This window comes from Oceanobacillus kimchii X50, assembly GCF_000340475.1.
Lineage (GTDB): Bacteria > Bacillota > Bacilli > Bacillales > Amphibacillaceae > Oceanobacillus > Oceanobacillus kimchii.
Window position 1 is genome coordinate 1,763,212 of record NZ_CM001792.1, and the last position, 26,112, is coordinate 1,789,323.

26 protein-coding genes and 1 other RNA gene are annotated in these 26,112 nt (G+C 34.8%); 5 read left to right on the plus strand and 22 right to left on the minus strand.

What is annotated here, in order from left to right:
- Positions 1-260 precede the first annotated feature (260 nt).
- Genes C794_RS20430 through C794_RS09300 form a run of 3 tightly spaced genes read left to right on the plus strand, consistent with a single transcriptional unit; the run spans position 261 to position 2,605 of the window.
- Positions 261-395 (plus strand): cytochrome c oxidase subunit 2A, encoded by a 135-nt coding sequence (locus C794_RS20430; RefSeq protein WP_017796861.1) that lies wholly within the window; start codon positions 261-263, stop codon positions 393-395.
- 18 nt (positions 396-413) lie between these two features.
- Positions 414-917 (plus strand): cytochrome c oxidase subunit II, encoded by a 504-nt coding sequence (locus C794_RS09295; RefSeq protein ID WP_017796862.1) that lies wholly within the window; start codon positions 414-416, stop codon positions 915-917.
- Positions 917-2,605: a b(o/a)3-type cytochrome-c oxidase subunit 1 gene (locus C794_RS09300; protein WP_017796863.1), complete on the plus strand. Its 1,689-nt coding sequence runs from the start codon at positions 917-919 to the stop codon at positions 2,603-2,605. Before C794_RS09295 ends, C794_RS09300 begins: the two co-directional genes overlap by 1 nt.
- Before the next feature lie 395 nt (positions 2,606-3,000).
- Here the strand turns inward: C794_RS09300 and C794_RS09305 are convergent, their stop codons facing one another.
- The 9 genes from C794_RS09305 to C794_RS09345 all read right to left on the minus strand — a co-directional run bounded on the left by C794_RS09305 (position 3,001) and on the right by C794_RS09345 (position 9,459).
- Complete coding sequence (locus C794_RS09305; RefSeq protein WP_017796864.1) at positions 3,001-3,513, minus strand: isoprenylcysteine carboxyl methyltransferase family protein; 513 nt, start codon at positions 3,511-3,513, stop codon at positions 3,001-3,003.
- The gene (locus tag C794_RS09310; protein ID WP_017796865.1) at positions 3,510-4,601 is read right to left on the minus strand and encodes a type III polyketide synthase; all 1,092 of its coding nucleotides are present in this window, start codon (positions 4,599-4,601) and stop codon (positions 3,510-3,512) included. Before C794_RS09310 ends, C794_RS09305 begins: the two co-directional genes overlap by 4 nt.
- A gap of 162 nt (positions 4,602-4,763) precedes the next feature.
- Positions 4,764-5,891 carry a THUMP domain-containing class I SAM-dependent RNA methyltransferase gene (locus C794_RS09315; protein WP_017796866.1) on the minus strand — a complete coding sequence of 376 codons (1,128 nt, stop codon included), beginning with the start codon at positions 5,889-5,891 and terminating at the stop codon, positions 4,764-4,766.
- A 152-nt stretch (positions 5,892-6,043) separates the two neighbouring features.
- Positions 6,044-6,428, minus strand: an RNA gene (rnpB, locus tag C794_RS20435) — RNase P RNA component class B.
- Between the two features lie 62 nt (positions 6,429-6,490).
- Entirely contained in the window at positions 6,491-6,811 is a 321-nt protein-coding gene (gene gpsB / locus C794_RS09320) for a cell division regulator GpsB (RefSeq protein ID WP_017796867.1), read from the minus strand.
- Positions 6,812-6,989: 178 nt separating this feature from the next.
- Complete coding sequence (locus C794_RS09325; RefSeq protein WP_017796868.1) at positions 6,990-7,394, minus strand: cytidine deaminase; 405 nt, start codon at positions 7,392-7,394, stop codon at positions 6,990-6,992.
- A 65-nt stretch (positions 7,395-7,459) separates the two neighbouring features.
- Positions 7,460-7,813: a YppE family protein gene (locus C794_RS09330; RefSeq protein ID WP_017796869.1), complete on the minus strand. Its 354-nt coding sequence runs from the start codon at positions 7,811-7,813 to the stop codon at positions 7,460-7,462.
- Positions 7,814-7,869: 56 nt separating this feature from the next.
- Positions 7,870-8,091 (minus strand): hypothetical protein, encoded by a 222-nt coding sequence (locus tag C794_RS09335; protein ID WP_017796870.1) that lies wholly within the window; start codon positions 8,089-8,091, stop codon positions 7,870-7,872.
- Positions 8,092-8,511: 420 nt separating this feature from the next.
- Positions 8,512-9,459 (minus strand): DUF2515 domain-containing protein, encoded by a 948-nt coding sequence (locus tag C794_RS09345; protein ID WP_017796872.1) that lies wholly within the window; start codon positions 9,457-9,459, stop codon positions 8,512-8,514.
- Positions 9,460-9,546: 87 nt separating this feature from the next.
- Between C794_RS09345 and recU the strand changes: the two genes are divergently transcribed.
- A complete protein-coding gene (recU, locus tag C794_RS09350; RefSeq protein ID WP_017796873.1) occupies positions 9,547-10,137 on the plus strand; it encodes a Holliday junction resolvase RecU in 591 nt (196 codons plus the stop codon).
- Positions 10,138-10,155: 18 nt separating this feature from the next.
- Positions 10,156-12,930 carry a transglycosylase domain-containing protein gene (locus C794_RS09355; protein WP_017796874.1) on the plus strand — a complete coding sequence of 925 codons (2,775 nt, stop codon included), beginning with the start codon at positions 10,156-10,158 and terminating at the stop codon, positions 12,928-12,930.
- 60 nt (positions 12,931-12,990) lie between these two features.
- Here C794_RS09355 and nth read toward each other — a convergent pair whose 3' ends face one another.
- The 13 genes from nth to C794_RS09420 form a co-directional block, all read right to left on the minus strand.
- Positions 12,991-13,641 (minus strand): endonuclease III, encoded by a 651-nt coding sequence (gene nth / locus C794_RS09360; RefSeq protein WP_017796875.1) that lies wholly within the window; start codon positions 13,639-13,641, stop codon positions 12,991-12,993.
- Between the two features lie 3 nt (positions 13,642-13,644).
- Entirely contained in the window at positions 13,645-14,322 is a 678-nt protein-coding gene (locus C794_RS09365; RefSeq protein ID WP_017796876.1) for a DnaD domain-containing protein, read from the minus strand.
- 90 nt (positions 14,323-14,412) lie between these two features.
- Complete coding sequence (gene asnS, locus C794_RS09370) at positions 14,413-15,705, minus strand: asparagine--tRNA ligase (RefSeq protein WP_017796877.1); 1,293 nt, start codon at positions 15,703-15,705, stop codon at positions 14,413-14,415.
- Between the two features lie 13 nt (positions 15,706-15,718).
- Positions 15,719-16,903, minus strand: a complete 1,185-nt coding sequence (locus C794_RS09375) for a pyridoxal phosphate-dependent aminotransferase (RefSeq protein ID WP_017796878.1) — start codon at positions 16,901-16,903, stop codon at positions 15,719-15,721.
- Positions 16,904-16,920: 17 nt separating this feature from the next.
- Positions 16,921-17,436, minus strand: a complete 516-nt coding sequence (locus tag C794_RS09380) for a hypothetical protein (protein WP_017796879.1) — start codon at positions 17,434-17,436, stop codon at positions 16,921-16,923.
- 191 nt (positions 17,437-17,627) lie between these two features.
- On the minus strand, positions 17,628-20,447 hold the full coding sequence (dinG, locus tag C794_RS09385; protein ID WP_017796880.1) for an ATP-dependent DNA helicase DinG: 2,820 nt from the start codon (positions 20,445-20,447) through the stop codon (positions 17,628-17,630).
- A 66-nt stretch (positions 20,448-20,513) separates the two neighbouring features.
- Positions 20,514-20,897 (minus strand): aspartate 1-decarboxylase, encoded by a 384-nt coding sequence (panD, locus tag C794_RS09390; protein ID WP_017796881.1) that lies wholly within the window; start codon positions 20,895-20,897, stop codon positions 20,514-20,516.
- A gap of 260 nt (positions 20,898-21,157) precedes the next feature.
- Positions 21,158-22,144: a biotin--[acetyl-CoA-carboxylase] ligase gene (locus C794_RS09395; protein ID WP_017796882.1), complete on the minus strand. Its 987-nt coding sequence runs from the start codon at positions 22,142-22,144 to the stop codon at positions 21,158-21,160.
- Positions 22,120-23,322, minus strand: coding sequence for a CCA tRNA nucleotidyltransferase (locus C794_RS09400; protein ID WP_017796883.1), 1,203 nt, complete (start codon positions 23,320-23,322; stop codon positions 22,120-22,122). Before C794_RS09400 ends, C794_RS09395 begins: the two co-directional genes overlap by 25 nt.
- Positions 23,323-23,337: 15 nt before the next feature.
- A complete protein-coding gene (gene bshA, locus C794_RS09405; protein WP_017796884.1) occupies positions 23,338-24,468 on the minus strand; it encodes an N-acetyl-alpha-D-glucosaminyl L-malate synthase BshA in 1,131 nt (376 codons plus the stop codon).
- Positions 24,465-24,887 (minus strand): methylglyoxal synthase, encoded by a 423-nt coding sequence (gene mgsA, locus C794_RS09410; protein ID WP_017796885.1) that lies wholly within the window; start codon positions 24,885-24,887, stop codon positions 24,465-24,467. Before mgsA ends, bshA begins: the two co-directional genes overlap by 4 nt.
- Positions 24,888-24,910: 23 nt before the next feature.
- Positions 24,911-25,708 carry a 4-hydroxy-tetrahydrodipicolinate reductase gene (gene dapB, locus C794_RS09415; RefSeq protein WP_017796886.1) on the minus strand — a complete coding sequence of 266 codons (798 nt, stop codon included), beginning with the start codon at positions 25,706-25,708 and terminating at the stop codon, positions 24,911-24,913.
- Between the two features lie 3 nt (positions 25,709-25,711).
- Entirely contained in the window at positions 25,712-26,053 is a 342-nt protein-coding gene (locus tag C794_RS09420) for a nucleotide pyrophosphohydrolase (protein ID WP_017796887.1), read from the minus strand.
- Positions 26,054-26,112 lie beyond the last annotated feature (59 nt).

Here is a 26,112-nt window from a genome sequence, read left to right on the forward strand (position 1 = left end):
CGGAAGCTTAAAATTAAGCTTCCGCTTTTTTTGTGGGTAATTATAGTTTTTATCCCCTTATCTCTTCTCATCATTTTGTCAATCAAATCCCCTGTTTGTTCATCAATCGTTCACATACTTTTCTAACCAAAAAGTTAGTAAAACCAATACTTCACCTTATTTGTGTATTATTGAACATAGTGTGAATAGTCTGTGATGTGTACGAATAGGACCTTTGTATTGTGTATGATAAAACTATAGATTCAAAAGAGGTGATGATGATGAAAAATCTTTTCCATAAAGAAAACAACGAAACAGAGCCAAACCTTAAAGGAACATTTGCTTCCGTTCTAATTTTAGGTGGGCTGATCGTTATTTGCTGGGTATCTGTGTTTGCAATCTTTATGACTAGATAAGAAGAAAGGATGAGAAAAGTGCGCCTGCATAAGTTAGAAAAATGGTGGTTAATTCTTGGAGTTAGTGCATTAATTATGTTTTTAGTTGTATTAGGATTTGGAGCTTTTTATATGGGTACACATCCACAAAGTCATGGACTAACGATTGATCCAAATAATATCGAAGCAAATGAAGCTTTTCAAAAAGAAAATCTTGGTTTAACCAAAGTGGATACCGATCATTATATTGTTAATGTTGTTGCAAGTGCTTTTAATTATGACCTTGGAGTAGATGAGGATGGAAATTCTGTAAATCATATTAAGATTCCTAAAGGGGCTTCTGTTTTATTTCAAGTAGTCACTACAGATGTAATACATGGATTTAATATTGCTGGTACGAATGTAAACATGATGGTAGAACCAGGTTACGTTAGCAGCATGGAAGTTCAAATGAATAAAGTTGGAGAATTTACCTTGTTATGTAATGAGTATTGCGGTGTTGGACATCATATGATGTTTACGACTGTGGAGGTGTATGAATAATGGCTCTTGCTAACTTACTAACATTTGAAGAAATATCAACTGATCCTATAAAGATTACCAAAAAAGATTCTAAGTTATACTTATCATTTATTTATGTAGCAATTATATCCCTATTTTTAGGTGGCCTAATGGGGCTATTACAAGTATTAGTACGAACAGGTGAATTTACACTTCCATTTGGAATTGGTTATTATCAAATTCTTACTTTCCATGGTGTTGTGCTTGCTTTAGTATTAACTACCTTTTTTATTATTGGATTTCAGTTTGCTTTAATGGGAAAAACAGTAGGCATTTCTGAAAAACAGCGTAAATCTGCTTGGCTAGCTTTTTGGGTAATGACTATTGGTACATCTTTGACTGCTGTTACAATTCTCATAGGTAAAGCAAATGTGCTCTATACATTTTACGCACCATTAAAAGCACATCCCCTCTTCTATATTGGTTTAGCTCTTGTTGTCGTGGGGACCTGGATTGCAGCAATCGTAAATTGGAGACAGCTATTTGTATGGAAAAAACAAAACTCAAATCAAAATTCACCTCTCCTTGCTTTTATGGTTACAATCAATATGATTATGTGGGTTATTGCATCTTTAGGTGTGGCTGTCGCGGTATTAGTTCAATTTATTCCATGGTCATTAGGTTATGCAGAAACCATTAATGTCTTGTTAAGTAGAACGTTATTTTGGTACTTTGGTCATCCTTTAGTATACTTCTGGTTATTACCCGCTTATATGGCTTGGTATGCCATTATACCGAAGATTATTGGAGGTAAACTATTTAGTGATTCTTTAGCTAGACTATCCTTTATTTTGTTTTTATTCTTTTCAATCCCAGTTGGTTTTCATCACCAATTAACAGAACCTGGTATAGACCCTACATGGAAGTTTATCCAAGTTGTATTAACATTTATGGTTATTATTCCTAGTTTAATGACAGCATTCTCGATGTTCGCTACATTTGAAATCACTGGCAGAAAAAAAGGATATCTTGGTTTATTTAGTTGGTTTAAAAATTTACCTTGGCATGATGTCCGCTTCTTTGCTCCATTTGTAGGTATGCTTGCATTTATCCCTGGTGGAATTGGCGGAATTATTAATGCCTCCCACCAAATGAACACATTAGTCCATAACACGATTTGGGTAACAGGACACTTTCATTTAACTGTAGCTACGACTGTTCTACTTACGTTTTTTGGGATAGCTTACTGGTTAATTCCTCATTTAACAGGTAGGAAATTAACAAGAAAAATTCATCGTTTAGGCATTTACCAAACCGTAGTTTGGGCAATAGGTATGACGATTATGTCTGGAGCTATGCATATCCAGGGTTTATTAGGCGGTCCGAGAAGATCTTCCTATTCAGAGTACGGTGGATCCGAGCAAGCAGTTGAATGGGGCGCATATCAAATGGCTCAAGCGGTTGGTGGTACTATACTTTTTATTGGAATCCTTCTTATGGTATATATTTTTATTCATCTTGCATTTATTGCACCAGAAGGAAAAGAAGAATTTCCGATAGCTGAAATAGAGGATTATGCACCAATTACACCAAAATGGATGGAGAATTGGAAATTATGGATAGGTATAACTATAGCATTAATTCTATTCGCTTATACCATACCTGTAATTGATATTATTCAAAACTCACCACCTGGTTCACCACCATTTGATGCTATAATCGGTAATTAATTTTACAGAAAAAGTAATTGAATCAATTTCAATATTTATATATTTGGTATAAAATCCGAATGTTGTATTGTTTGATTTCCATTGCAGACGGCGCTTTCCGCAGGCACATCTTCAACTAACTAGGAAAAGAAGTCCCCCTTTTCCTAGTGGATTTTCAGCCCGTGCTCCTTCCTGCAGCAGACGCTGTCTTCCATTACAATCAAAGCCAAGAATATCCTACAATCCAAATGTTAATAACAATACTATTACTAACATACGTTTTAAAAAAACTTAGCAATTATGAAACTGATTCAATTACAGTAGGATAAATCGCTAAGGGAATATACGATCTGCAAAGTATATTCCCCTAGCAATTCACCTTAACTTATGATAGTCACAGTTTTTTATTTAATAGGTTAATCGTTTAAACTTGTAAGTGCTTTTTCTTCAGCTGGAATTCGCATACTCATTAAAATGAGATGGAAGAATGGAAATATAATCGCTGTCCAATATGCCCCAAACATCATAGGGATAACAAATAATTCAATCCCAACAATTAGATAGTTTGGATGTTTAATATATTTATAAGGACCACGCTTCACCAATGTACTACCTGGTAAAATAATAATTTTGGTATTCCAGTACTTTCCTAAGGAGGTAATACTCCATACTCGAATAAATTGCGTAGTTATAAATAAACCAAACCATAATGGGAAAAGTGCTGGAATTGATGCGTTATTTAAACTTAATTCTGTTATGATACTTATAAAAAACAACCCATGAACCATGATAAACCACTTATGCTGCTGCGGCTCTATTTCAACTCCACCCTTTGCTAGCATCCATTGTTCATTTCTTTTTGCAATTATTAGTTCAATAAGTCGTTGCAGAATAATAAATAAAAACAATATACTTAAGAAGATTTTCATACGTTTTTCCACTCCGCAAATAATAATTCAGAACTAAATCCGGGGCCTAATGCACTTATTATACTCCGCTCCCCTTCTTCTATTCCTTTCTTCATCCATTCACGAATGACATAAAATACAGTAACAGATGACATATTTCCATGCTTTTTTAATACCTCATAGGAATAATGTAGTTTCTCCGAAGTGCATGGAACTACTTCTTCCATTGCCTCCATTACCTTTCTTCCACCAGGATGAGCAATAAAGGATTGTATATCTTCACTTGTATATTGAATAGTTTGGAGAAATTCAGCGATATGTTTCTTCCAAAAAGAATGTACTAATGCTGGGATGCTTTTTTTAAATATGACTTCAAAACCTGTATCTCTTACATTCCACCCCATAATATCTTCACTGTGTTTCTTTAATAAGGAACTCTGTTCATGTAATTGTAATTTTGTCCCTTTTAAATGATTACAGTATTGTGAATTTTCTCCCATGAGAAGCAATGCACTTGCTCCATCACCAAACAATGCGGTACCAACCATATTGCTTTTTTTACTATCTTGTTTTTGAAATGTCAGGCTGCATAACTCACAGCAAACGATTAAGGCAATCTTATCTGGATGAGCTTTTGACCAATCCATTGCATTACTTAATCCTATCGCTCCACCTGCGCAACCTAATCCCCATAAAGGCATACGCTGTATGTTCTCTCTAAATGGACGCTCATTAATACAACTTACATCTAATGAAGGCGTCGCAATTCCTGTACTGGAAACAAAAACAATCATATCAACCGCTTCATAAGGAATCGGTTGATGTAAAAAATCAGAATCTGATAAGCATGTATCTATTGCATCTAAACAATGCTTTATCGCTTCTGTTTGATAAATATGATTTCTTTCTTCAAAGCTATGATCATCAAAAAACCAAGATGAGTCCACAACAAACTGCCTTTCCTCTACAGCTGCATGATCAAACACAGGAAGTAGTCGTTCAATTTGTTTTTCAGAATATGAAAATAGTTGCTTAACAATATGTTTCACATCCTGTTGAGGAATTCTGTGTGGTGGTACGCCTATTCCAACGGAACTTATGTATGTCATTATATTCACCTTGTTTCATAGGAATTTTTCTTCAAACAGTATTCCCATTACAAAATGATTCATACTAGACCTAAGAAAAACCTCCTTAAGGTCATGCCTCAAAAGGAAGAATTTAAAAATTCTACTAAGAAGGACAACTACTATGCAGGAGGTTTCAGTTATTTATTCTTTTCTTCCAAAGTATTGGTAATAGTTGGTTTGAATAAAACCATTAAATAGTTTTCTTTTTTTTGTTGCTTTTTTTCCATATGCTTGTTCAAATTTATCAAATGCTGTAATGGTGTATACACTCCAAGAAGGTTGTTGATTCATTATTTCCCCGAGATCACGATACATTTTCTCTACTTCTGCTTTGTCACTAAGCCGTTGTCCATATGGAGGATTTGTAATAATGTAACCATTTGGCTTTTTTATGGACATATCCTTCACTTGCATTTGTTTCCATGTAATTAATTCTCCTAGTCCAGCTTCTAATGCATTAGCTTTAGATGTTTCAATCATACGATGGTCAATATCACTTCCAACAATATTTAAAGGTTGATCATACTTAGCATAATCTTCTGCTTCCTGAAAGGCTTGATCCCAATGTCTTTGACGAATCCATCCCCAATCTTCAGCAGCAAATTCACGATTAAAACCTGGTGCGATATTCTGTCCAATTAAAGCAGCTTCTATTAATAATGTACCTGATCCACAAAATGGATCAATTAACGGAAATTCTGGCTTCCAATTGGTTAGTTGAACAAGAGCAGCAGCCAATGTTTCTTTTAATGGAGCTTCCCCTTGTCCTACTCGATAACCTCTTTTATGTAAACCAGTTCCGGATGTATCTATTGTTAGTGTTACTTTATCTTTCAGAATGGATACTTCAGTCTTAAATAAGGCTCCGGTCTCTGTTAATTTATTTATGAGACCATACTTACGTTTTAAACGCTCCACAATTGCTTTTTTTACTATAGCTTGACAATCTGGAACGCTATATAGTTTTGATTTTACTGATTTCCCAGAAACAGGAACTTGTCCATCTTCTGAAATATAATTTTCCCAAGGTAACACTTTTGTATTTTCAAACAGTTCATCAAAAGAATAGGCTTCAAATTCTCCTACAATTATTTTCACCCGATCAGCTGAACGGAGCCATAAATTACAACGAGGAATCGCTTGAATAGGAGCGTCAAAGAGCACTTTTCCATTCTCAACTTGCACATCATAACCTAAATTTCTAACTTCATCTGCAACAATTGATTCTAAACCCATTGCAGTTGTTGCCAATAATCTAACTTGTTTCATACGGGATAATTCCTTTCCGTTCAAAAGTAGTATAAGTGTAACATATTTTCATTTGAGCAACCAAGATAACCTAAATTCATATAAAAAACCCTTGTACAAACAACTTTCATACAAGGGTAGTTTTATTATATATATTACGTGACCATTAAATGCTCGATAAGCCATGTTCTGTACCATTGTACTACAATCGGTGGTCAACCTTGTACGCCGGTTGTAATCATCTATCTACAGACGATAATCTGTCCCTTTTTCGGTTCTATTTCCCTACTAAAGGATGCCCCTACCATTAATTTGGGTTGCTCACTCGTGGGGTTTACCGCGTTCCACCTAGAATGTTTCCAATCTAGCTACGTCACTGTGGCACTTTCAAGAATGAATCCATATTATCAATAGATAACTTAGGGTATCATATCTGCCGTTAGCATTATAGCTACCTTGACTTATGACTTCGTCAAGCACGAACACTACGAGCATCGCAGCTCGTGTGAGCATGGACTTTCCTCTACATCCAAAATGATGCAGCGATTACATGAGCAATTAATTGACTTGTAATATCTTATCATGGCTCTTTCAATAAATCAATATAAAATTATTTCCATTTAGGATTCTTCCTGCTCCGTATAACGCTTGCCAAACACAGCTTTTTCCAAATTAGAAAGACGCTTTAACACATCATAATTGACTTGGGAAGTTGGTGGTTGTTGCGATCTTGTACGAGATTGCTCTACAGCAGGTGTATTCTGTTTCAGTTTTTCGTTTTCTGCTTTTAATCGGTCAATCTCTTGTTTGAAATTATCATAATCTTGAATGATGATATCTAAAAATTCGTCTACTTCTTCTTGTGAATATCCTCTGATACCGGTTTTGAAGTCCTTTTCTAAAATATCTTTTCCACTTAATTGAATACGATTAACACTCATATAATCACCTCTTAAATCATTACAAACAATTTTTAATTGATAGCTTTCCTTGTCATTATATTTACTGAATATCTACTGAATTAGAACTTTTACTTATTATTATAACACAAAAAAAGAAACTGTTTGCCAGTCTCCTTCTTAAAATTAAAAATTCTCCATAGGAATAACAGAGGAATCCCTATTGATTATTCTCTAAATCATCTGGTTGAAAAGAAAAAGGTAATAATTCATCTGTTGTCAACGTTTTTACTTCTTTATTTAAATTCGTTAAATGGATCTTCATTGACGAAGTAAAAAATTCACTCATTACTTGTCGACAAGAACCACAAGGAGGAACAGGCCTATTTGTATTGGCCGCTACAGCCATTTCTTCAAATTGAGTCTCTCCTTCAGAAATCGCTTTAAATATAGCCACTCGTTCTGCACAACATGTAACAGGATATGCTGCATTTTCAATATTACAACCTGTATAAAGCTTGCCTGATTTTGTTAACAATGCTGCTCCCACTGGAAAAGCCGAATACGGTACATACGCACTATCCATCGCCTCCAGAGCAGCGTCTAATAATTGATTCTTGTTCATCCACTTCATCCTTTATTAGTAGTGTTCGTTATTATAGATTATTTTGAGAAAACTGTAAAGGTCTTTTACTGTTCCAAATCGTCTAATAATAGGTCAAACACATATAATATCGAACGATATAACTCCATATAACGCTTCTTTCTTGTATCCATATAGTAACTATGCATTAAAAGAAGTTCCATATTTTCTCTTGTCGAAACAACTTGGTTGGGATGAACATTCGCTTTTCTTTCCTTTACCAATATAAGAGCTTTCTCTTCCCATTGAGCAATTAATTGATAAACTGGAGTGGTCTCCTCCTTTACCATTTGGAAGTAATCTCTATCTTTTCTGTCTTCCGGGGGTTCAGAAGTCTGATATTTATATTTTAGTTTTTCCAGATCTTTTTTTAATTGTATGGTTATTTCTTTTACATTCATGATATATCCCCTTACCTTGTTATCTAATCATACTCTATCATGAATGTAGAATAATCTCATCCCTTATCGTTGCTACAAATGTTTTCAATAAATGCTTTTGTATGTTCAATTTGAGTGATTTCAGATTGAAATTGTAACCATACTTCCCTATCCACCTGGACTTTTAATTTGTGATGCATATACGATAATTGTGCTTGAAGTTCGTTCATCTTTGCCTCGGTTTCCTGTTTACTGTATCCTCTATTGGACATGGAATTTATTTTCTTCATAGCATGCATTATCTCAACACCTCTCCTTTATTATAAATATTAATTCTTTATTCTTGGCTCTTCTCCCTTCTCTATCGACAAAACTAGAAGTATTGATACAAAACTAGTGATTAAACTCATCAAATGATCAAGATTAGACAAACTAATATAAAAGGAGGTGTCTTTCATTGCGTAAATCTAAAAAAGAACAAAAAACCGACAAACATTTAAAAAAAGCACCACAAACTGGTGATAAAAAATTAGATGGACCGAATCGTCCGTCTACTTAATTAAAAAGATGAGAAGTATTGCTTAAAAACCGCATATTAGTTGTATAAGCTTAAGAAATATACGTGAATGACTTGTCGCCCAATGATAAGCAGCGTATATTTCTTAAGCATGCTTTTAATTACTTCATGGTGATGACCTATTTTTATTACGCACTATTTCTTATATATGAAGTTTTCCATAGAGGTATAATAATTTCCGTTTAAAGTTAAACTGGTTTTCAATAGGTGAATATTGGGAATCTGGTAAAGGAGTTAACCATTTTTTGTGTACACCCTTCCTTTTTGACCAGTCTTTTCGAATACTATCTTGATGCTGAACAATTGGATAAAGCTGTCGATATGGTAAACTAACTTCACTTGTAAATTTTCTTTTGCGAAACCTTTCATATTCAAATCGAGATCCGGTTGGTTCAATCGTTCTAATAAAATCTAAAGTATTTCTGTAAATTATTGGATCACTTAAAATCGTCGCAATTTGTCTACCTGTTTTAATTCGCCGATTTAAGGAGGTAAAATGATGAATGAATACCCCATAAGATGGTTGGTGCATCGCAGGAATCAATACGGCGTTCATCCATAAAACATTGATTATGTGATAAGGCAGGCGATGAAAAACTTCTTTCTTATATTTTGATTTTGTTATTAATGGATGTTCGATAACATTCTGTTCATTAATAATAAGAGCGAGCATTAATCTTTCTTTATCGTTTGTTTTCCAAAAATAATGCCACTCTCTAATCATAAACCTTGAAACTTGAAAATGTACTAATAAAGGAAATAAAGGCGTTTGAAACTCTTTCGATAATTCATATACTAGTAATTGAGGATATGCATCAGAGAATATTGTCCAATTTGCACGTTCATAAGTTTGAAATAAATACTCTCTTTCCTCTTTACCTAGCATTTTCTTATATGTTGATAAAGTTAGATCGGTCATATTATATCCTGCATTTCGAGATACAACAGTAGCGATTAGAGTCCATAGTATTTCTGGGTGTTTTTCGTAGTAGGACTGATAAGCTTTCGTTCTAGAAATGTTGTCTAGATTATGTGCTGCTGTTGAATTTGTTATATAATGGATGAGGAAAGAATGTTGTAGTTTGCTCATCAATTACCACATACTTTCTAAAAGAGTTATGAATTATCTTTTGCTTCTTTTCTTAATATCATGCAAAAGAAGCGAGGAGGGATTTTATTGAATTATCCGAACGGTCAACAAAGATTGGCAATCAACAATGTTGTTCGAAAAAAGGATAATCGTATGTTTAGCAATAGGGGAATGTCCTTAGAGGATGATATTAATGTAACAAATGAATTTTACTTGGAAACGAACCAAGCAGTTATACACAAAAAACCAACACCCGTTCAGATTGTTAATGTACATTATCCGAAAAGAAGCGCAGCAGTAATTACAGAAGCTTATTTTAAACAAGCCTCTACTACTGATTATAATGGTGTTTATAAGGGTAAACATATTGACTTTGAAGCAAAAGAAACAAAGAATAAAACATCATTTCCATTAGCTAATATACATGAACATCAAATCAATCATATGCAAAAAGTTATTGATCAACAGGGTATTTGTTTTATGTTAATACGATTTACAGCTCATGATGAGACATACTTATTGGATGCTAGAGTACTTTTAACATTTTGGAATCTAAAGCAAAGTGGCGGAAAAAAATCAATTCCTTATGATATGATTAAAAATCAAAGTCAGCTTATTCCATTCCATTATCAGAAAAGAGTAGATTATTTAACTGCTGTAGATAAGCTTTATTTTTAATTACGGAGGTAGAAACTAATGGCAGAGAATAAAGGCCAAAGTAGAACAGCAAGAAGACAACAACAGAAGAAATCAAAGAAATCAAGAAAATCAAATAAGCCAACTTGGAAAAAGGTATTAAAAATATTTTTATTCATTATGTTAGCAATGTTTGTAATTGGTATGGGGGTTGGTGCATATTGGATTGCTACAGCTCCGGACATTGACGAAGAAAAACTTACCGTTCCATTCTCTTCTACTTTACTAGATAAGAATGGTGAACAATTTGCAGAATTAAGTGCAGAAGAACGTAGAACACAAGTATCTTATGAAGATCTTCCAGATGTGCTAATTGATGCAGTAACAGCTACGGAAGATGCAAGATTTTTTGATCATGCTGGTGTCGATCCACGAAGGGTTGGCGGTGCAATACTAGCCAACGTTACCGATGGGTTCGGTTCTCAAGGTGCAAGTACGATCACTCAACAGGTTGTTGAACGAGCATTCTTAACACCTGAAAAGAAAGTAAGTATAAAAGTACAAGAAATGTGGTTAGCTCTTAAGTTAGAGCGCGAATATACAAAAGAAGAAATTATGGAAATGTACTTAAATAGTATATTCTATGGCTCACAAGCTTATGGTGTTGCGAACGCAGCGGAAACATACTTTGGTAAAACGGATCTTAACGATTTAACATTACCTGAAGCTGCAATACTAGCAGGATTACCACAACGCCCGTCAGCTTATAATCCGTTCGAAAATCCGGAACTAACTGAAGAGCGAATGAATACCGTACTTACTCTAATGGTTCGTCACGGAAAAATTACCGAGGAGGAAGCTGAAGAAGCAAGACAAGTGGAAGTTACTTCCCTATTAAATGAATCAAAACCAGATCCGACGCCTTATGAGGCATTTATTCAACAAGTAAGAAAAGAAGTAGAAGAAAAAGTAGAAGACGCAAATATTGATACTGATGGCTTAACAATTCATACAACAATTGATCCAGATGCTCAAGAGCATGTTGAATCTCTCTTAGCGAATGATGGAAATTCGATTAATTATCCAGAAGATACACAAGGCGCTATCGTAGTGCTTGATACACAATCTGGTGCAATTGAAGCAATTGGTGGAAGAGTGGATACTGGAGATGTTAGTGGCTTTAACTATGCAACCCAAGGAAAAATGCAAATTGGTTCTGTAGCTAAACCACTTCTAGCTTATGGACCGGCGATTGAATATAATCAAATGTCTACTTACCATCAAATTAATGATGACGGACCCTTTGAAATAGCTGGCTCTACTCCTATTCAAAACTATGGTCAATATCATGGTTGGGTATCAGCAAGGTATGCCGTACAAATGTCTCTAAATGTTCCAGCTGCTAAAACAATCGAATCTGTTGGATATGAAAATGCGCAAAACTTTGCGGAGAATTTAGGTCAGACCTTTGAAAACAATTTAGATGTAAGAGATGTAATCGGAGGAACAGGAAATAGTTCTAATCCAATGAAGATGGCTGGTGCGTACCGCGCATTTGGTAATGAAGGAATTTACAATGAACCTTATGCAGTAACGAAAGTAGAGTTTCCGGATGGTCGTACCATCGATTTGACACCTGAAGCTGAACCGGTCATGGAAGATTCCACAGCATATATGGTTACTGATATGATGCGTTCGGTAGTAGAAGATGGAACTGGGTCTTCTGTTCAAATCCCTGGACTTGATATAGCTGGTAAAACAGGAACAACCACATTAGATGGCGCTGATGGAAGTCCAGATGCTTGGTTTGTTGGTTATACTACAGACTACACGATTGCTGCTTGGACGGGAGGTCAACGTGTAAATGAAGACGGAGGCGTAAGCCGAGTAGCCTTAACAGACACGAGTTTATCTCGAGAAATGTTCCGCCAAACGATGGCACATATCTCAGAAGGTAACGATACTGCCAACTTTGAGAAACCAGATTCCGTTGTCGAAGTAAAAGTGGAAAAAGGTTCTAATCCCCCTGCTCTTGCTAGTGATTATACACCTAGTGAGCAGACGCTAACGGAATTATTTGTAAAAGGAACAGAACCAACAAGTGTATCAGAGAAATTTGATCAATTGGATGCGGTAAGTGGGTTAAATGCTACTTACAACGAAGATTCAAACACGATTGATGTAACTTGGGATTATGATTCTGATGAGGATGTTAGCTTCGATGTTCGTGCAAGTTTAGATGGTGGAGATATGCAAAACCTTTCCTCTACTGAGGATACATCAATGGAAATCTCTGAAGTTGAAGCTGGTGCTGAGTACGTTATTGAAGTAACAGCATCTAAAGATAATATGACAAGTGAACCGGCTACAACTTCCCTTACGGTTCCCGGTGATGATGAAGAAGAAATTGATGAACTCCCATCAGTTAGTGGATTATCTGCTCAATATGTAGGAGATGGAGTGATCGATGTAAGTTGGAGCTATGATGGACCATCAGCATCATTTGAAGTGAGTGTAAATGGTCAGACACAAACTGTTCAATCTCAAGGATTAGAAGTAACGGGTGCGAGTCCTGGAGAGTATACCATTGAAGTGACACCAGTTAGTACCGAAGATAGTGGAATAACTGGACCTCCTCAATCTACTTCCGCTACTGTACCAGATGAATCTGGAGGTAATGAAGGAGATAATGGAAGTGACGAAGGTAATGGTAATGATGAAGGTAATGGTAATGATGAGGGAAATGAAGATGAAGGTAACCCTGATCAAGGTGAAGGAAATCGTGAGGACGAAGATGGTGAACCTGATGATGAAGACCCGGGAGATCAAAATTAAATAATATAAAAAAGACGCAGCATTAATATTCGCTGCGTCTTTTTATATTATTAATCATTCTCATGCTAGTTTCTTCATTCTTTTCTTTCCTTCTCTACATAATTCAAGAAGCGGGCATTCTGGGCATTGCGGATTCCTTGCTTTGCAATGATATCTGCCAAAAAATATCATTCGATGATGTGTCACGCTCCATTCATCTCGTGGAACTTTTCTCATTAAAGTATTTTCTACTTCAAGAACGCTATCTTTCCATTTACATATACCAAGGCGTTTGGATACACGCTCTACATGTGTATCTACTGCTATAGATGGCTCATTAAATGCAATCGATGCAACGACATTTGCTGTCTTTCTACCAACGCCTGCTAATTTAACAAGATCCTCTTTTGATGAAGGAACTTCTCCATTATATTCATCTAATAACATTTGACAAAGCTTTTGAATATTTTTTGCTTTAGAACGATATAGTCCAATGGAACGAATATCATTCTCTAACTCACTTAATTCTACAGATAAATAATCTTCCGGTGTTTTATATTTTTGGAAAAGATCCGCAGTTACTTTATTAACTAGTTTATCCGTACATTGAGCAGACAAAAGAACAGCAATTACCAGTTCAAATGGGTTAGAATGTTCCAGTTCACCTTTAGCATCAGGGAACATCTCCGCCATAACATCTAGACATTGTCGTATTTGTTTTTGATTTAGCACAGCTTATTCCCCCTCTAGCCAATTATAATAAAACGATGTATCTCTTTTTTGATTGGGTGTTGACGATTGTTGATTTTGGTGAAATGGTTGACTTGCTTTTCGTGCATCCTGTACAGAATGAATCCCTTTTCTCTTCCACTCTCTTAAGATCCGGTCTATATATTTAAAATTAAGTTTCCCCATTAATACGGATTCTCTTAATCCAGCTTTAATTAATGATGGTTCTATATCATCATCATCTATCCAAGTGTTAATAGTCTCAATTTCAAATGGAGATAACGGTCTACCAAATTCTTGTTCAAAAAGAATAAAAATGGTACCAATCGGATCTTCTGATTCACTATTTTCTTGCTTTGTTGTGTATAACTTTTCCCATAAGGGTTCTAGAGAATAAGATTCGCTATAAGGTTCGACTTGTTCATTTTTCTCTATCGTTAATAAACCTTGTTGAAGTAATTTACGTAAAATTTGAGCACATTGTTTTTCATCAAAACTAACGAAATGTGCCAATTCTGACGGGGTTGGAAAATCATTATTTTTTTCTGAAAATCGTAGTAATTGTAAAATCAACATTACTTCTGCTTCGTGAAGACCTAATAGATGATAGTCGGTAAGAAGTTTCGCAGGAATACTAAGTTGATTTTTTACAATCTCATGTAATTGTAAATTTCTCTTTTTCATTAGTAAGCACCTCAATAATAGTATAGCATGTACACATAGTTTAGAAAGAAAAATCCCTAGCGAAAAATGCAAGGGATCGGTTCCTTTATATTAAGGATATAGACGATTTAGTAGACGTGGGAATGGGATTGTTTCACGAACATGTTCCACTCCAGATAACCATGCTACTGTACGCTCTAATCCTAATCCAAATCCAGAGTGTGGTACACTTCCATACTTACGTAGTTCTAAGTACCACTGATAAGCGGGTCCAGTTAATCCATGTTCTTCGTAACGCTGTTCCATTAGTTCTAAATCATCAATTCGTTGAGATCCACCTATAATTTCACCGTAACCTTCTGGGGCAATTAGATCAGCACATAAAACAACATCTGATCGATTAGGATCTGGTTTCATATAAAAAGCTTTGATATCTTTCGGGTAATTAGTTATAAATACTGGCATATCATAGCTTTCCGCAATTGCAGTTTCATGCGGTGCGCCAAAGTCCTCTCCCCATTCAATATCATCAAAGCCTTTTTCTTTTAACATATCAATTGCTTCATCATATGAAATTCTAGGAAATGGAGCTTTTATCTTCTCTAATTTAGATAGATCTCTTTCAAGAACAGATAGCTCCAATTTGCAATTTGTTAATACAGATTGAACAATATGGCTAACATAGTTTTCTTGTATTTTTAAGCTATCTTCATGTTCAACAAATGCCATCTCAGGTTCAATCATCCAAAATTCGATAAGATGTCTTCTAGTTTTTGATTTTTCTGCTCGGAAAGTTGGTCCGAATGAAAATACTTTTCCTAACGCCATTGCAGCTGCTTCCATGTACAGTTGCCCACTTTGTGAAAGGTATGCTTCTTCATCAAAGTACTTTGTATGAAATAACTCTGTAGTTCCCTCTGCAGAAGATCCAGTAAGAATCGGTGGATCTACTTTTACAAATCCTTCTTCATTAAAATACTCATACGTAGAACGAATAATTTCATTTCTAATTTTCATTACAGCATGTTGTTTTTTGGAACGTAGCCATAGGTGGCGATGATCCATTAAAAATTCCGTTCCATGTTCTTTAGGCGTGATTGGATAGTCATTAGCTTCATGAATCAATTCAACATTAGAAACTTGCATTTCATATCCAAAGTCAGATCGTGTATCTTCAACAATCTTACCAGTCACGTAAAGAGATGATTCTTGTGTAATGTTTTTTGATGTTGAAAATACATCTTCAGGTACATCACTTTTTACTACCACTCCTTGCATAAATCCTGTTCCATCACGTAATTGTAAAAAAGCAATTTTTCCGCTAGATCGTTTGTTAGATAACCATGCACCAATGGTTACCTCTTTTTCTACATATTGTGGTGCCTGTGCTATTGTAATTTTCATGGTAAGTCCTCCGTTATTTATGATTTAGAACGAATCGATGAATTCGATTAGCTGCTTCTGTAAGTTCTTCAATAGATAATGCATAGGATAAACGTACATTATCTGGTGATCCAAATCCAGAACCCGGTACTAATGCAACTTTTTCTTCTTCTAAGAGTGCAGCTACCCATTCATCTACAGTTGCAAAACCATTCATTTCAGCTGCTTTTTTTGCATTAGGAAACAGATAGAATGCGCCTTCTGGTTTGATGCATTCCATTCCAGGAATATCTTGGATTAATTTATAAAAAGCATCTAATCGTTCAGCGAATATTTTCTTATATTCTAACGATATATTACCTGGATCTTTCGTATAAGCCGCTAATGCTCCATATTGTGCAATCGATGTAGGATTTGATGTTGAATGGGAAGCAAGATTGGTCATTGCTTTGATAATTGTTTCATTACCTGCAGCATATCCAATTCTCCAACCAGTCATTGCATGTGATTTAGAAACACCATTTATAATAATGGTTTGATTATATAATTCATCAGATATAGAAGCTATAGATACATGTTCTTTTGATGTATAAATCAACTTCTCATAAATTTCGTCTGAAACAATAATGATATTATGTTTAAGGCATACTTCACCGAGCGCTTCTAATTCTCCTTTTGAATACATTAATCCCGTTGGGTTAGATGGTGAATTAATAATTACTGCTTTGGTTTTTGAAGTAATAGCCTCTTCTAATTGCTTTGGTGTTATTTTAAAATCATTGTTCTCATCAGCAGGTAAAATTACTGGGTTTCCCTCAGCGAGTTTTACTTGTTCAGGATAACTAACCCAATATGGTGATGGTATAATCACTTCGTCTTCCTTATTTAAAATCACTTGAAAAAGTGTATATAAAGCATGTTTTGCCCCATTGGTTACGATAATTTGCTTATCATTATAAGTAAGGCCGTTATCTTGTTGAAACTTGTCAATGATTGCTAGTTTTAACTCTGCAATACCCCCAGCAGGAGTATACTTTGTTAGACCATTGTTCATTGCTTGCTGAGCACCATCTATAATATATGCTGGTGTATTAAAATCTGGCTCACCTGCTCCTAAGCCAATTACATCAAATCCTTGTTTTTTTAAATCTTTTGCTTTAGCAGTTATCGCTAATGTAGATGATGGTGTTAATGTTTGAACTCTTTGTGCTAATTCCATATTTTTTTCTCCTCTCACTAATAAAACATCTTCGGATATTTAAATTGTTCCTGTAAAGATCCATCTGTAATGGAATGATAATTCATCACATAATTATTTTCATTATCATGATATGTAATTTCCCAGTAAGCTTCTCCCTCCACTAATGCAGGAGTTACATTTACTAACTTACAAGAACCACATGAAGACTGCCAGGTCTCAATTAATGTATTTTTAGATAGCATATCTTCCATATCAAAAACGGTTAATTGTCGTTGCTCACCTTCTAATGGATAAAAGACCAGTTTATCTTCACCTGCTTCATTCATTGCTTCTAAAACATGATAACTGTTCGTTCCATGAAAAGATTCAATGGAATGGATATCCACATAAGAAGTTTGTTCTAATAGCTGTGTTTTTGTTGTATCCATTTCTGATGTTCTACTATCATTAATGACTTGATATAAATATATACAATAGGCAAGTAATGAAATTAGAATAATACCTATACCAACAAGCGAATATATAAACCATTTACGTTTTGTATTCGTCATAAATTTCCATCCGATCCCATTCTAATTGAAGTATTTTTAAAATATACTAAGAGTATATTTCTTTTTTTTACTATACATAGCAAAAAATCATCTGTAAATAATAATAACACGTCAAAAAGGTGATTGCTGATTTGATGTAAAAATTTTACCGACCAATTCGATTGTTCTTTAATTATTGTGCTGATGCCTTGTTATAAGGCATCATTTTTTTTAAACCATTGCTCCGCTTTATCGATTAGTTTTTGTGTAGAATCATAATGCATTGGTACTTTGGGTATTGACTCTGTAAAATATTTTCCGTATCTTGCATTAACAATTCGAGCATCGCAAACAAAGACAATCCCCCTATCGGATGAGGAACGTATTAATCTGCCAAATCCCTGTTTAAATTTAATAACTGCATTTGGCAGAGAGAGTTCCATAAACGGATTTTGTTGCTGCTTCTTCAAAATAGCTGATTTTGCTTCAACTACGGGATGGTTTGGTGGTTGAAAAGGCAATCTAACAATTACTAAAGATGATAAATCATCCCCTGGTATATCTACACCTTCCCAAAAAGAACTTGTGCCTAAAAGAATCGCTTGGTCAAAGGATTGGAAGTTTTTCTTTAAGCGTGCTCTACTACCACTAGTAATTCCTTGCCCAATCAACATATATTTGTCCGTCTCCATCGTTTCTTTTAAAACATAATACGCTTTTCTTAACATCTCATATGAAGTAAACAATACAAGCATTCGACCAGATGTTATCTCAGCTAAAGAAATAATTGCTTCTGCTGTCGCATAGACAAAATCATCTATATTTCCGTACTTGATGTTCGGGAAATCATTTGGCACAAACATTTGAACTTGTTGATCATAAGCAAATGGTGATTTAATTTGTTCTGTCATGCATGAATGTAATGATAGACCTAATCGTTTCTGCATAAACGAGAATGATTGATTCATCGTTAGTGTGGCGCTAGTCATCACAACACTTTCTTTTTCATGGAAAAATTCGTTTTCTAAAAGTTCGGCAACATTAGCTGGTTCGCTATACAAAAATACAGAGTGATTTTGACCTTTTTTATCTATTTCAATCCATTTAATTTGTTCCACTTCTCCATCTGAAAAAAACATTAGCTCTAATCCATCTATATACCTCTGTAACCATTCGACCATTTGTAATAATTCTTCTCGGTGATTTTTTTCAGATTGATCTTCTTGGCTAATTCTTTCTTCAACCATAAAAAGAATATGAATTAGATCTCGAAAGTATAAACTTAATCGAGATGACATATCTAATATTACTTGCCACGATTCACCAGTTTCCTTCTCCATATCCATCCGATACTGTATCCTACCTACATCACTTAAAGCTTGGTTACTCAAATGTTGTTGAGAAACATAATGATATATAGCTTGGAAAAGATCTTCAATCTCTTGTTTTGCATTTTTTAACGTTTCATTCCATTCATGTAATGGAATATCACCATTAGATAATTGATAAGCTTGTACATAATTACCAAAAAGCTTATCTTCCTCGGAGGAGCCCATTTGATTACATGTAAATTGCATACTCATGTAGTCCATTTTTAAACCATAATGATGTGCTGCTTGTTCTTCAAAATGATGTGCTTCGTCAATGATTACTCGTTCATAAGAAGGAAGAAAAGCATAATCATTAAACATATCGGTACATAATAAAGCATGGTTTGTAATTATTATATTTGCTCGTTGAGCTTTTCTTCTTGCTTGTTGGTAATAAGAATATTGGAACCAAGGAGACTGAGGGTTAATCGACTTTTCTGTATCCGCGGATATTTTTCTGAAGAATATATATCCACTAGTCGGTAATTGTACTTCATCTATATCACCGGTTCCCGTCTCCGTAATCCATATTAATAACATTGCTTTTGTAAGTGCTACATCATAATTGTCTTGACCTTGCTCATAAAGCTCAATAGAGAATTTTTCCAAACTAATATAATGGTTTTTCCCTTTTAATAGTGTTGCCTGAAATGGAATATCGCTTATTGCATGTATGAGCGGAATCTCCTCGTCTAACAGCTGGGATTGCAGCTGGGTAGTATGAGTACTAATAATTACCTTTTGTTTTTGTTTTACAGCATAGTATACAGCTGGTAAAAGATATGCTAATGATTTTCCAGTACCTGTTCCTGCCTCAATTAGTGCATGTCTTTTGGAGGTAAATGCATCATAAATGGTTTCTGACATTTCTTGTTGACCAGACCGTTTTTCATACATTGGGAGATGCTGGGATAGTTTACCACCATCTTCATAAATTGTATCTAAGTATGTACCAAAGGAAGTTTGGACATTATGTACTTGTTTTACATCAACATCTTTCATATGAAACGCTAAACCTTGAAAAGTTTGAATAGATGGATGATTATCAGTAGAAAAAGCTAATTCGTCCAACCTGTTCAGTAAAATTTCTTTGATATCAGAAATGAAAGCACCTTCTAATTTTAGCCACTGTTCAATTGTTTCATATGGTAATTGATTTATTTTATCAATAAGCTTTTGAAATAATTTCGCCGTTACATATGCATCAGACAACGCTCTGTGTGGATCATCATGCTGTAAGTTAAAATGATCCGATAATTGACTCAATTTATATCCAGGGGCTGTCGGGAATAAAATTCTTGATAATTCAACTGTATCTAATACTTGATTATGCAGACGATCCATTCCATTTTCTTTAAGTTCAGCATTTAGGAAACCTAAATCGAAATTTACGTTATGTGCAATGATGTAACTATCTTCCAGTAGCGATTTTATTGTCGAAGCTTTTTCCTTAAATACAGGAGCATCGACAACATCTTCATCAGAAATACCTGTCAAATTAGTAATAAATGGTGGAATTGGCTGATCTGGATTAAAGAAAGTTGTTTCAGTATCAATAATTTCATTGTCTTCAATAATTACCATACCTATTTCAATGATCTTGTCATTTTTTGATGGGGCGTGTCCAGTTGTTTCTAGATCGATTACTACAAAACGATTCATATACATTTCACCTCCCTTTCTTCCACAGAATTAAAAATAGGAAAACGGATAAGTGTCTCTATGACATTACAGTACCGTCATTGGAGGTTCTTGTTCTATCATTTGCTTCACACGGTTTGTCTCGTCCATAATTGCAACTTTCGGATGAAAAGTTTTAAGTTCTTCTTGTGATAAAAGTGCATATGCAATGATAATTACAGTGTCTCCCGGTTGGACAAGTCTTGCAGCTGCTCCATTTAGACAGATCGTTCCACTATTTTTTTCTCCAGCTATAACATAAGTCTCTAATCGGGCACCATTATTATTATTTACGATTTGTACCTTTTCATTAGGTAGAATATCAACTTGTTGTAGGATAGCTTCATCAATTGTGATACTACCTACATAATTTAGGTTTGCTTCTGTTACAACTGCTCGATGAATCTTACTTTTCATCATCGTACGATACATGATTCCATCTCCTGTTCTAAACCTTCAAAATCTTTACCTATTTTCAACCATTTTCCAAATAATAATATTTAACTAGAATTACTTTCAATAATCCTGGTAAAATATAAAATCGAGTTATCATGAGAATTGTATTATGTTCAAGCACATTTTCCTCTTTTTCAATGATAGCAGGATTTCTATCACCGTCAATAACAAGTTGTGTTACTATTTTTAAACAACAGAGACTTCATGACCTCATAGTTAAGAATTCATGAATCTGATTAGTTTGATCGTGAAAACCATTTGATGTCAGCAGAATATAACTTTATTGGGCTCCCTTCTGAAGACTCTACTAATAGAGCACCTTCATCTGAAATTCCTAGAAACTTACCTACCCATTGTTCATGAAATGTAGTGATTTCGATTTCTGAGCCAATCTTAAAAGCATGTTTTTCCCACTGCTGTTTAATATAATGAAATCCATGTTTTACATAATTGTTATACGTACGTTCAAATTTTAATAAAATCTGCTGTAAAAGTGTATGTTTTTCAAAGGTGTGTCCCGTCTCTTGGAATAAAGACGTGGCTATATTTTGTAATTGTTTATCCCAATGTTGCCTTGACTGATTCACATTTAATCCAATCCCAATAAGAATATATTGAACCTGATCTTGTTCAGCTTGCATTTCTGTTAATATTCCACATAATTTTTTCTGATTAATTAAAATATCGTTCGGCCATTTAATTAATGGATCGATATTTGTCATTTGCTGAATTGCATTTGTAATAGCCACTGCAGTGAGTAACGTCAATTCTGACGCACGATTTGGAGGGATGTTTGGGCGCAGAACTATTGTCATCCATAGTCCGTCTCCATTAGAGTCCCAATTTTTTTGAACCCTACCTCTTCCAGCTGTTTGTTGATCAGCTATTATAATCGTTCCGTGTGATGCTCCATTCTGTGCTGCTTCGTGACCGACAAGTTGTGTAGAACCTACAGATGTTTTATGGATGATTTCTTTACCTAACCAATCTGTTTCTAAGCCCCATCGTATCGTATTTGTACTGATTTTATTGGGGGATTGGATAATGCGATAACCTTTTCTCGGCTTAGCTTCAATCATATATCCATCTTTTTCCAATTCTTTCATATGTTTCCAAACAGCGTTGCGTGATATATTTAGTAGTTCAGAAAGGCGTTGCCCAGATGCATAAACTTCATGATTATTAGATAGTATCTCTATTAATTTGGCTCTTGTCGATTGCATAATACCCATTCCTTTATTAATTTTTTCTCATTAACTAATTGCATCGTTACTACTAAATATTCGACCTCTTCTAATATATTTTTTATCCACTTCCCTTTTGCGCGATGTGGAAACCAATCCATTAGATCATTTCCATCTAAATCCAATTGTGATCGCTGCTGGATAGGAAGTGATGCGCTTATTTCTTGTAATAATTCGTGTTGAATAGTAGTGTTATCTATAACGAAGACCGTACGCATCCATCCAGCCCATAGTTTCTTTGGAAGAATATAGAGAAGCCAATTGTTTAATCCATTAGACTGATAAAAATGATAAGCGTTAATTAGTTTCAAGGCATCATTCTTAATATTGTTGGAGCACTTATAATTCCTTGTCCAATCATGAATTTTTATCGTTGGTTCTAATAGATGGAATATTGCAATCACTTCTGCAAATGATTGAAGCGGAATGATTTTATCTTTCATATCTTTAAAAATATTACTATACCCTGCTTGAAATATCGGAAGCTGCTCATCCAGACGTAAATCTATAATATATTGAATTGCCTTAGCAACATGTTGTCCTTGAAATAACTTTGTAAGCTCTACGGTTATCCTTTCTATTGCAAGATGTTGAATTTGTGACCGTATTGCATACATCGCTTCTAAAGTATCCTTTTGTATCGTACAACCCAACTGACTTGAAAAACGAACCGCACGAAGAATTCGTAATGCATCTTCTTGAAATCGCTCTTCTGGATTTCCGACAGTACGAATTAACTTCTTTTCTAAATCTTCTTGACCATGAAATAAATCCGTTATACGCCCTTTTCTATCCATTGCCAATGCATTTATGGTAAAATCACGTCGACGTAAATCCTCCGCTAAATTCGTAACAAAACGCACGTCATTTGGTCGACGATGATCGGTATATTCCCCATCTTGTCTATAAGTTGTGACTTCATACGATTCTCCTTCATGTCGAACAATGACTGTACCATGTTCGATACCGACTGGTATGACCTTATTAAAAAGTTGCATAACTTCATTAGGAGTAGCAGAAGTAGCAATATCAATATCATGAATTTCTTTTTGTAAAAGTAGATCGCGAACGCATCCACCTACAAAATATCCTTCATGGCCATTTGAAACTAATGTTGATAATATTGGTGAAGCTTTTAGGAAAGGTTCTGATATCATATTTCCACCTCTGCCTTATTTGTTTTCTTGTAAAAGTGTATCATATAAGGCTTCATATTGATTTACAATCGTCTCTGATGCAAAGTATTTTTTTACATGTTGTAATGCATTTTCTGAGAATACATTCCACTTATTATTATCCATTAATAGGTCTGTTGCATATTTTGCAGCACTTTTACTATCTCCTAAATCAACTATGAATCCAGTTTCTTCATGAGTAAGTACTTCTGGTATTCCACCAATGTTTGTTCCAATACTTGGAACTCCGCATGCCATTGCTTCTAATAACACTAAACCAAAGCTTTCTTTTTCAGACATTAACAACATAAGGTCTGCCATGGACAATATATCACTGATATTATTCTGTTTCCCTAAAAATTGTACTTTATCTTGAAGACCAAGTTCATTTACTAAACGGACCATATCTCCATATTCAGGTCCATCTCCGATAAGTAGTAATTGGCTGTTAATGTTTTTTTGAACTTTTTCGTACGTATAAATTACATCTTGTACTCGTTTTACTTTACGAAAATTAGAAATATGAATGAGTACTTTTGTATCCTCTTCTATTCCAAATTGATACTTTAAATTTTGCATGTTTTTTGGATGATACTGCTGCTCATTTATAAAATTATGAATAACTTCTATGGATTTATCTATATCTAACATCTCATTCGTTTGTTGAACTAAGCTATGAGATACTGCAGTAACAGCGTCTGAATGTTCAATTCCATGACGAATAATTGATGTAAATGCGTTATCGATTGCTAATACAGTTATATCCGTACCATGGAGAGTCGTTACTATTTTGACAGGGTGTTTCGCTATATCTTTAGCTAAGATGGCACAAATAGCATGAGGCATCGCATAATGTACATGCAAAATATCAAGTTTTTCACGGTCGATAACTTCTGCCATTTTAGCAGCAAGTGTAAGATCATATGGTGGGTATTGAAAAACTGGATAGTGGCTCATTTCTACTTGATGATAATATACTTTTGGGTATACTTTATCTAATCGAAAAGGAACACTTGAAGTAATAAAATGTATCTCATGCCCTTTTTCAGCTAATAGCTTTCCTAGTTCTGTAGCAATTACACCTGACCCACCGACAGTTGGATAACAAGTGATGCCTATCTTCTTCACAGTGTCCCTTCTTTCTCTTGTCTCTCTTTGATGATCTCTCTCCATTTCAAATCGCCTCTGCTGAGACCATGAATAAAGATCTCTGCACCTGCAATATTCGTTACTAATGGTATCTGATGTACATCACATAAACGCATTAATGCACTTACATCAGGTTCATGCGGTTGTGCAGTAAGTGGATCGCGGAAAAAGATAATCATATCCATCTTTCCGTTAGCAATCATAGCTCCAATTTGCTGGTCTCCACCAAGTGGTCCAGATTGAAAACGGTGGATCTTTAAACCTGTAGCATTTGATATTTTTAAGCCAGTTGTACCAGTAGCATATAAGCTATGTTTTGATAACACATGCGTGTATGCAGTAGTAAATTGAATCATGTCTTCTTTCTTTTCATCATGTGCAATTAAAGCTATATTCATGCCTTATCCCCCTCGTTATAAGCTTACAATAAGTTCTCCAAACCATATACAAGTTCTTCTAAATCCATAACTTGATTGACACATTCCTTTATACCATCCATAAACGAAGCACGATTCATGGAGTCATGACTGATTGTTAATGTTTGACCAGCACCACCAAAAATAACTTCTTGATGTGCTACTAATCCCGGTAGACGCATACTATGAATACGCATGCCGTTCATATCCGCACCTCGAGCACCTGGTAATGTCTCTTCTTCATTTGGATGACCTTGTTTTTTACTTTCTCGTACGTCTTGAATTAATTCTGCTGTTTTTTTAGCAGTACCTGATGGTGCATCTAATTTTTGATCATGATGTTTTTCTATTATTTCTACATCTGGGAAGTATTTCGCTGCCATTTTAGAAAATTTCATCATTAATATAGCTCCTATTGCAAAATTCGGAGCAATGATACACCCTCGTTTCTGTTCTTTAGCAAGTTCTTTAAGCTCAGATAATTGTTCATCCGTAAAGCCTGTTGTACCTACTACTGGTCGTACTTTATATTGTAGTGCTGTTTTGGTATGTTTATAACCTACTTCAGGGATTGTTAAATCAACAAAAACATCTGCTTGATGCTGCTTTAAGCACGTATCAAAATCTGTGTAAATAGGAACTTGAAGATCATCTCGGAATTGTTCTAGCTCACCTACAGTTAATCCATCATGTTTATGATCTAAACAAGCGACTAGCCGAAAAGATTCCTCATTTGTAATCATTTGTACAGCTTCATATCCCATTCTTCCTCTAGGTCCAGCTAAGATTATATTAATTGCCATGTTTTATTCTCCTTCTTCTTTTCTCGTCCAACGATTTTTATCTCGAGTTTCAAATTTTTCTATGGATTGTTGAAATGCATCCGATAATTGAAAATCAAGTGAATTTGCGAAGCAAGCGAGTACAAATAGAATATCACCGACTTCTTCTTCTACGGTTTTTACATTTTCCGTATGTTTTTTGGGTTTTTCACCGTAATAATGATTAATTTCTCTCGCAAGTTCTCCAGTTTCTTCACTTAGCCTAGCCATTAATGCTAATGGTGAAAAATAGCCTTCTTTAAATTGAGATATATACTCGTCGGTAAGTGATTGAATGTCTTCAACTTTATGTACGCGTTTTGTCATTAAAAACTCGCCTCCATCTTCCATACTACCCTTTAATGGTAGCTAAAAGACACCGTTTT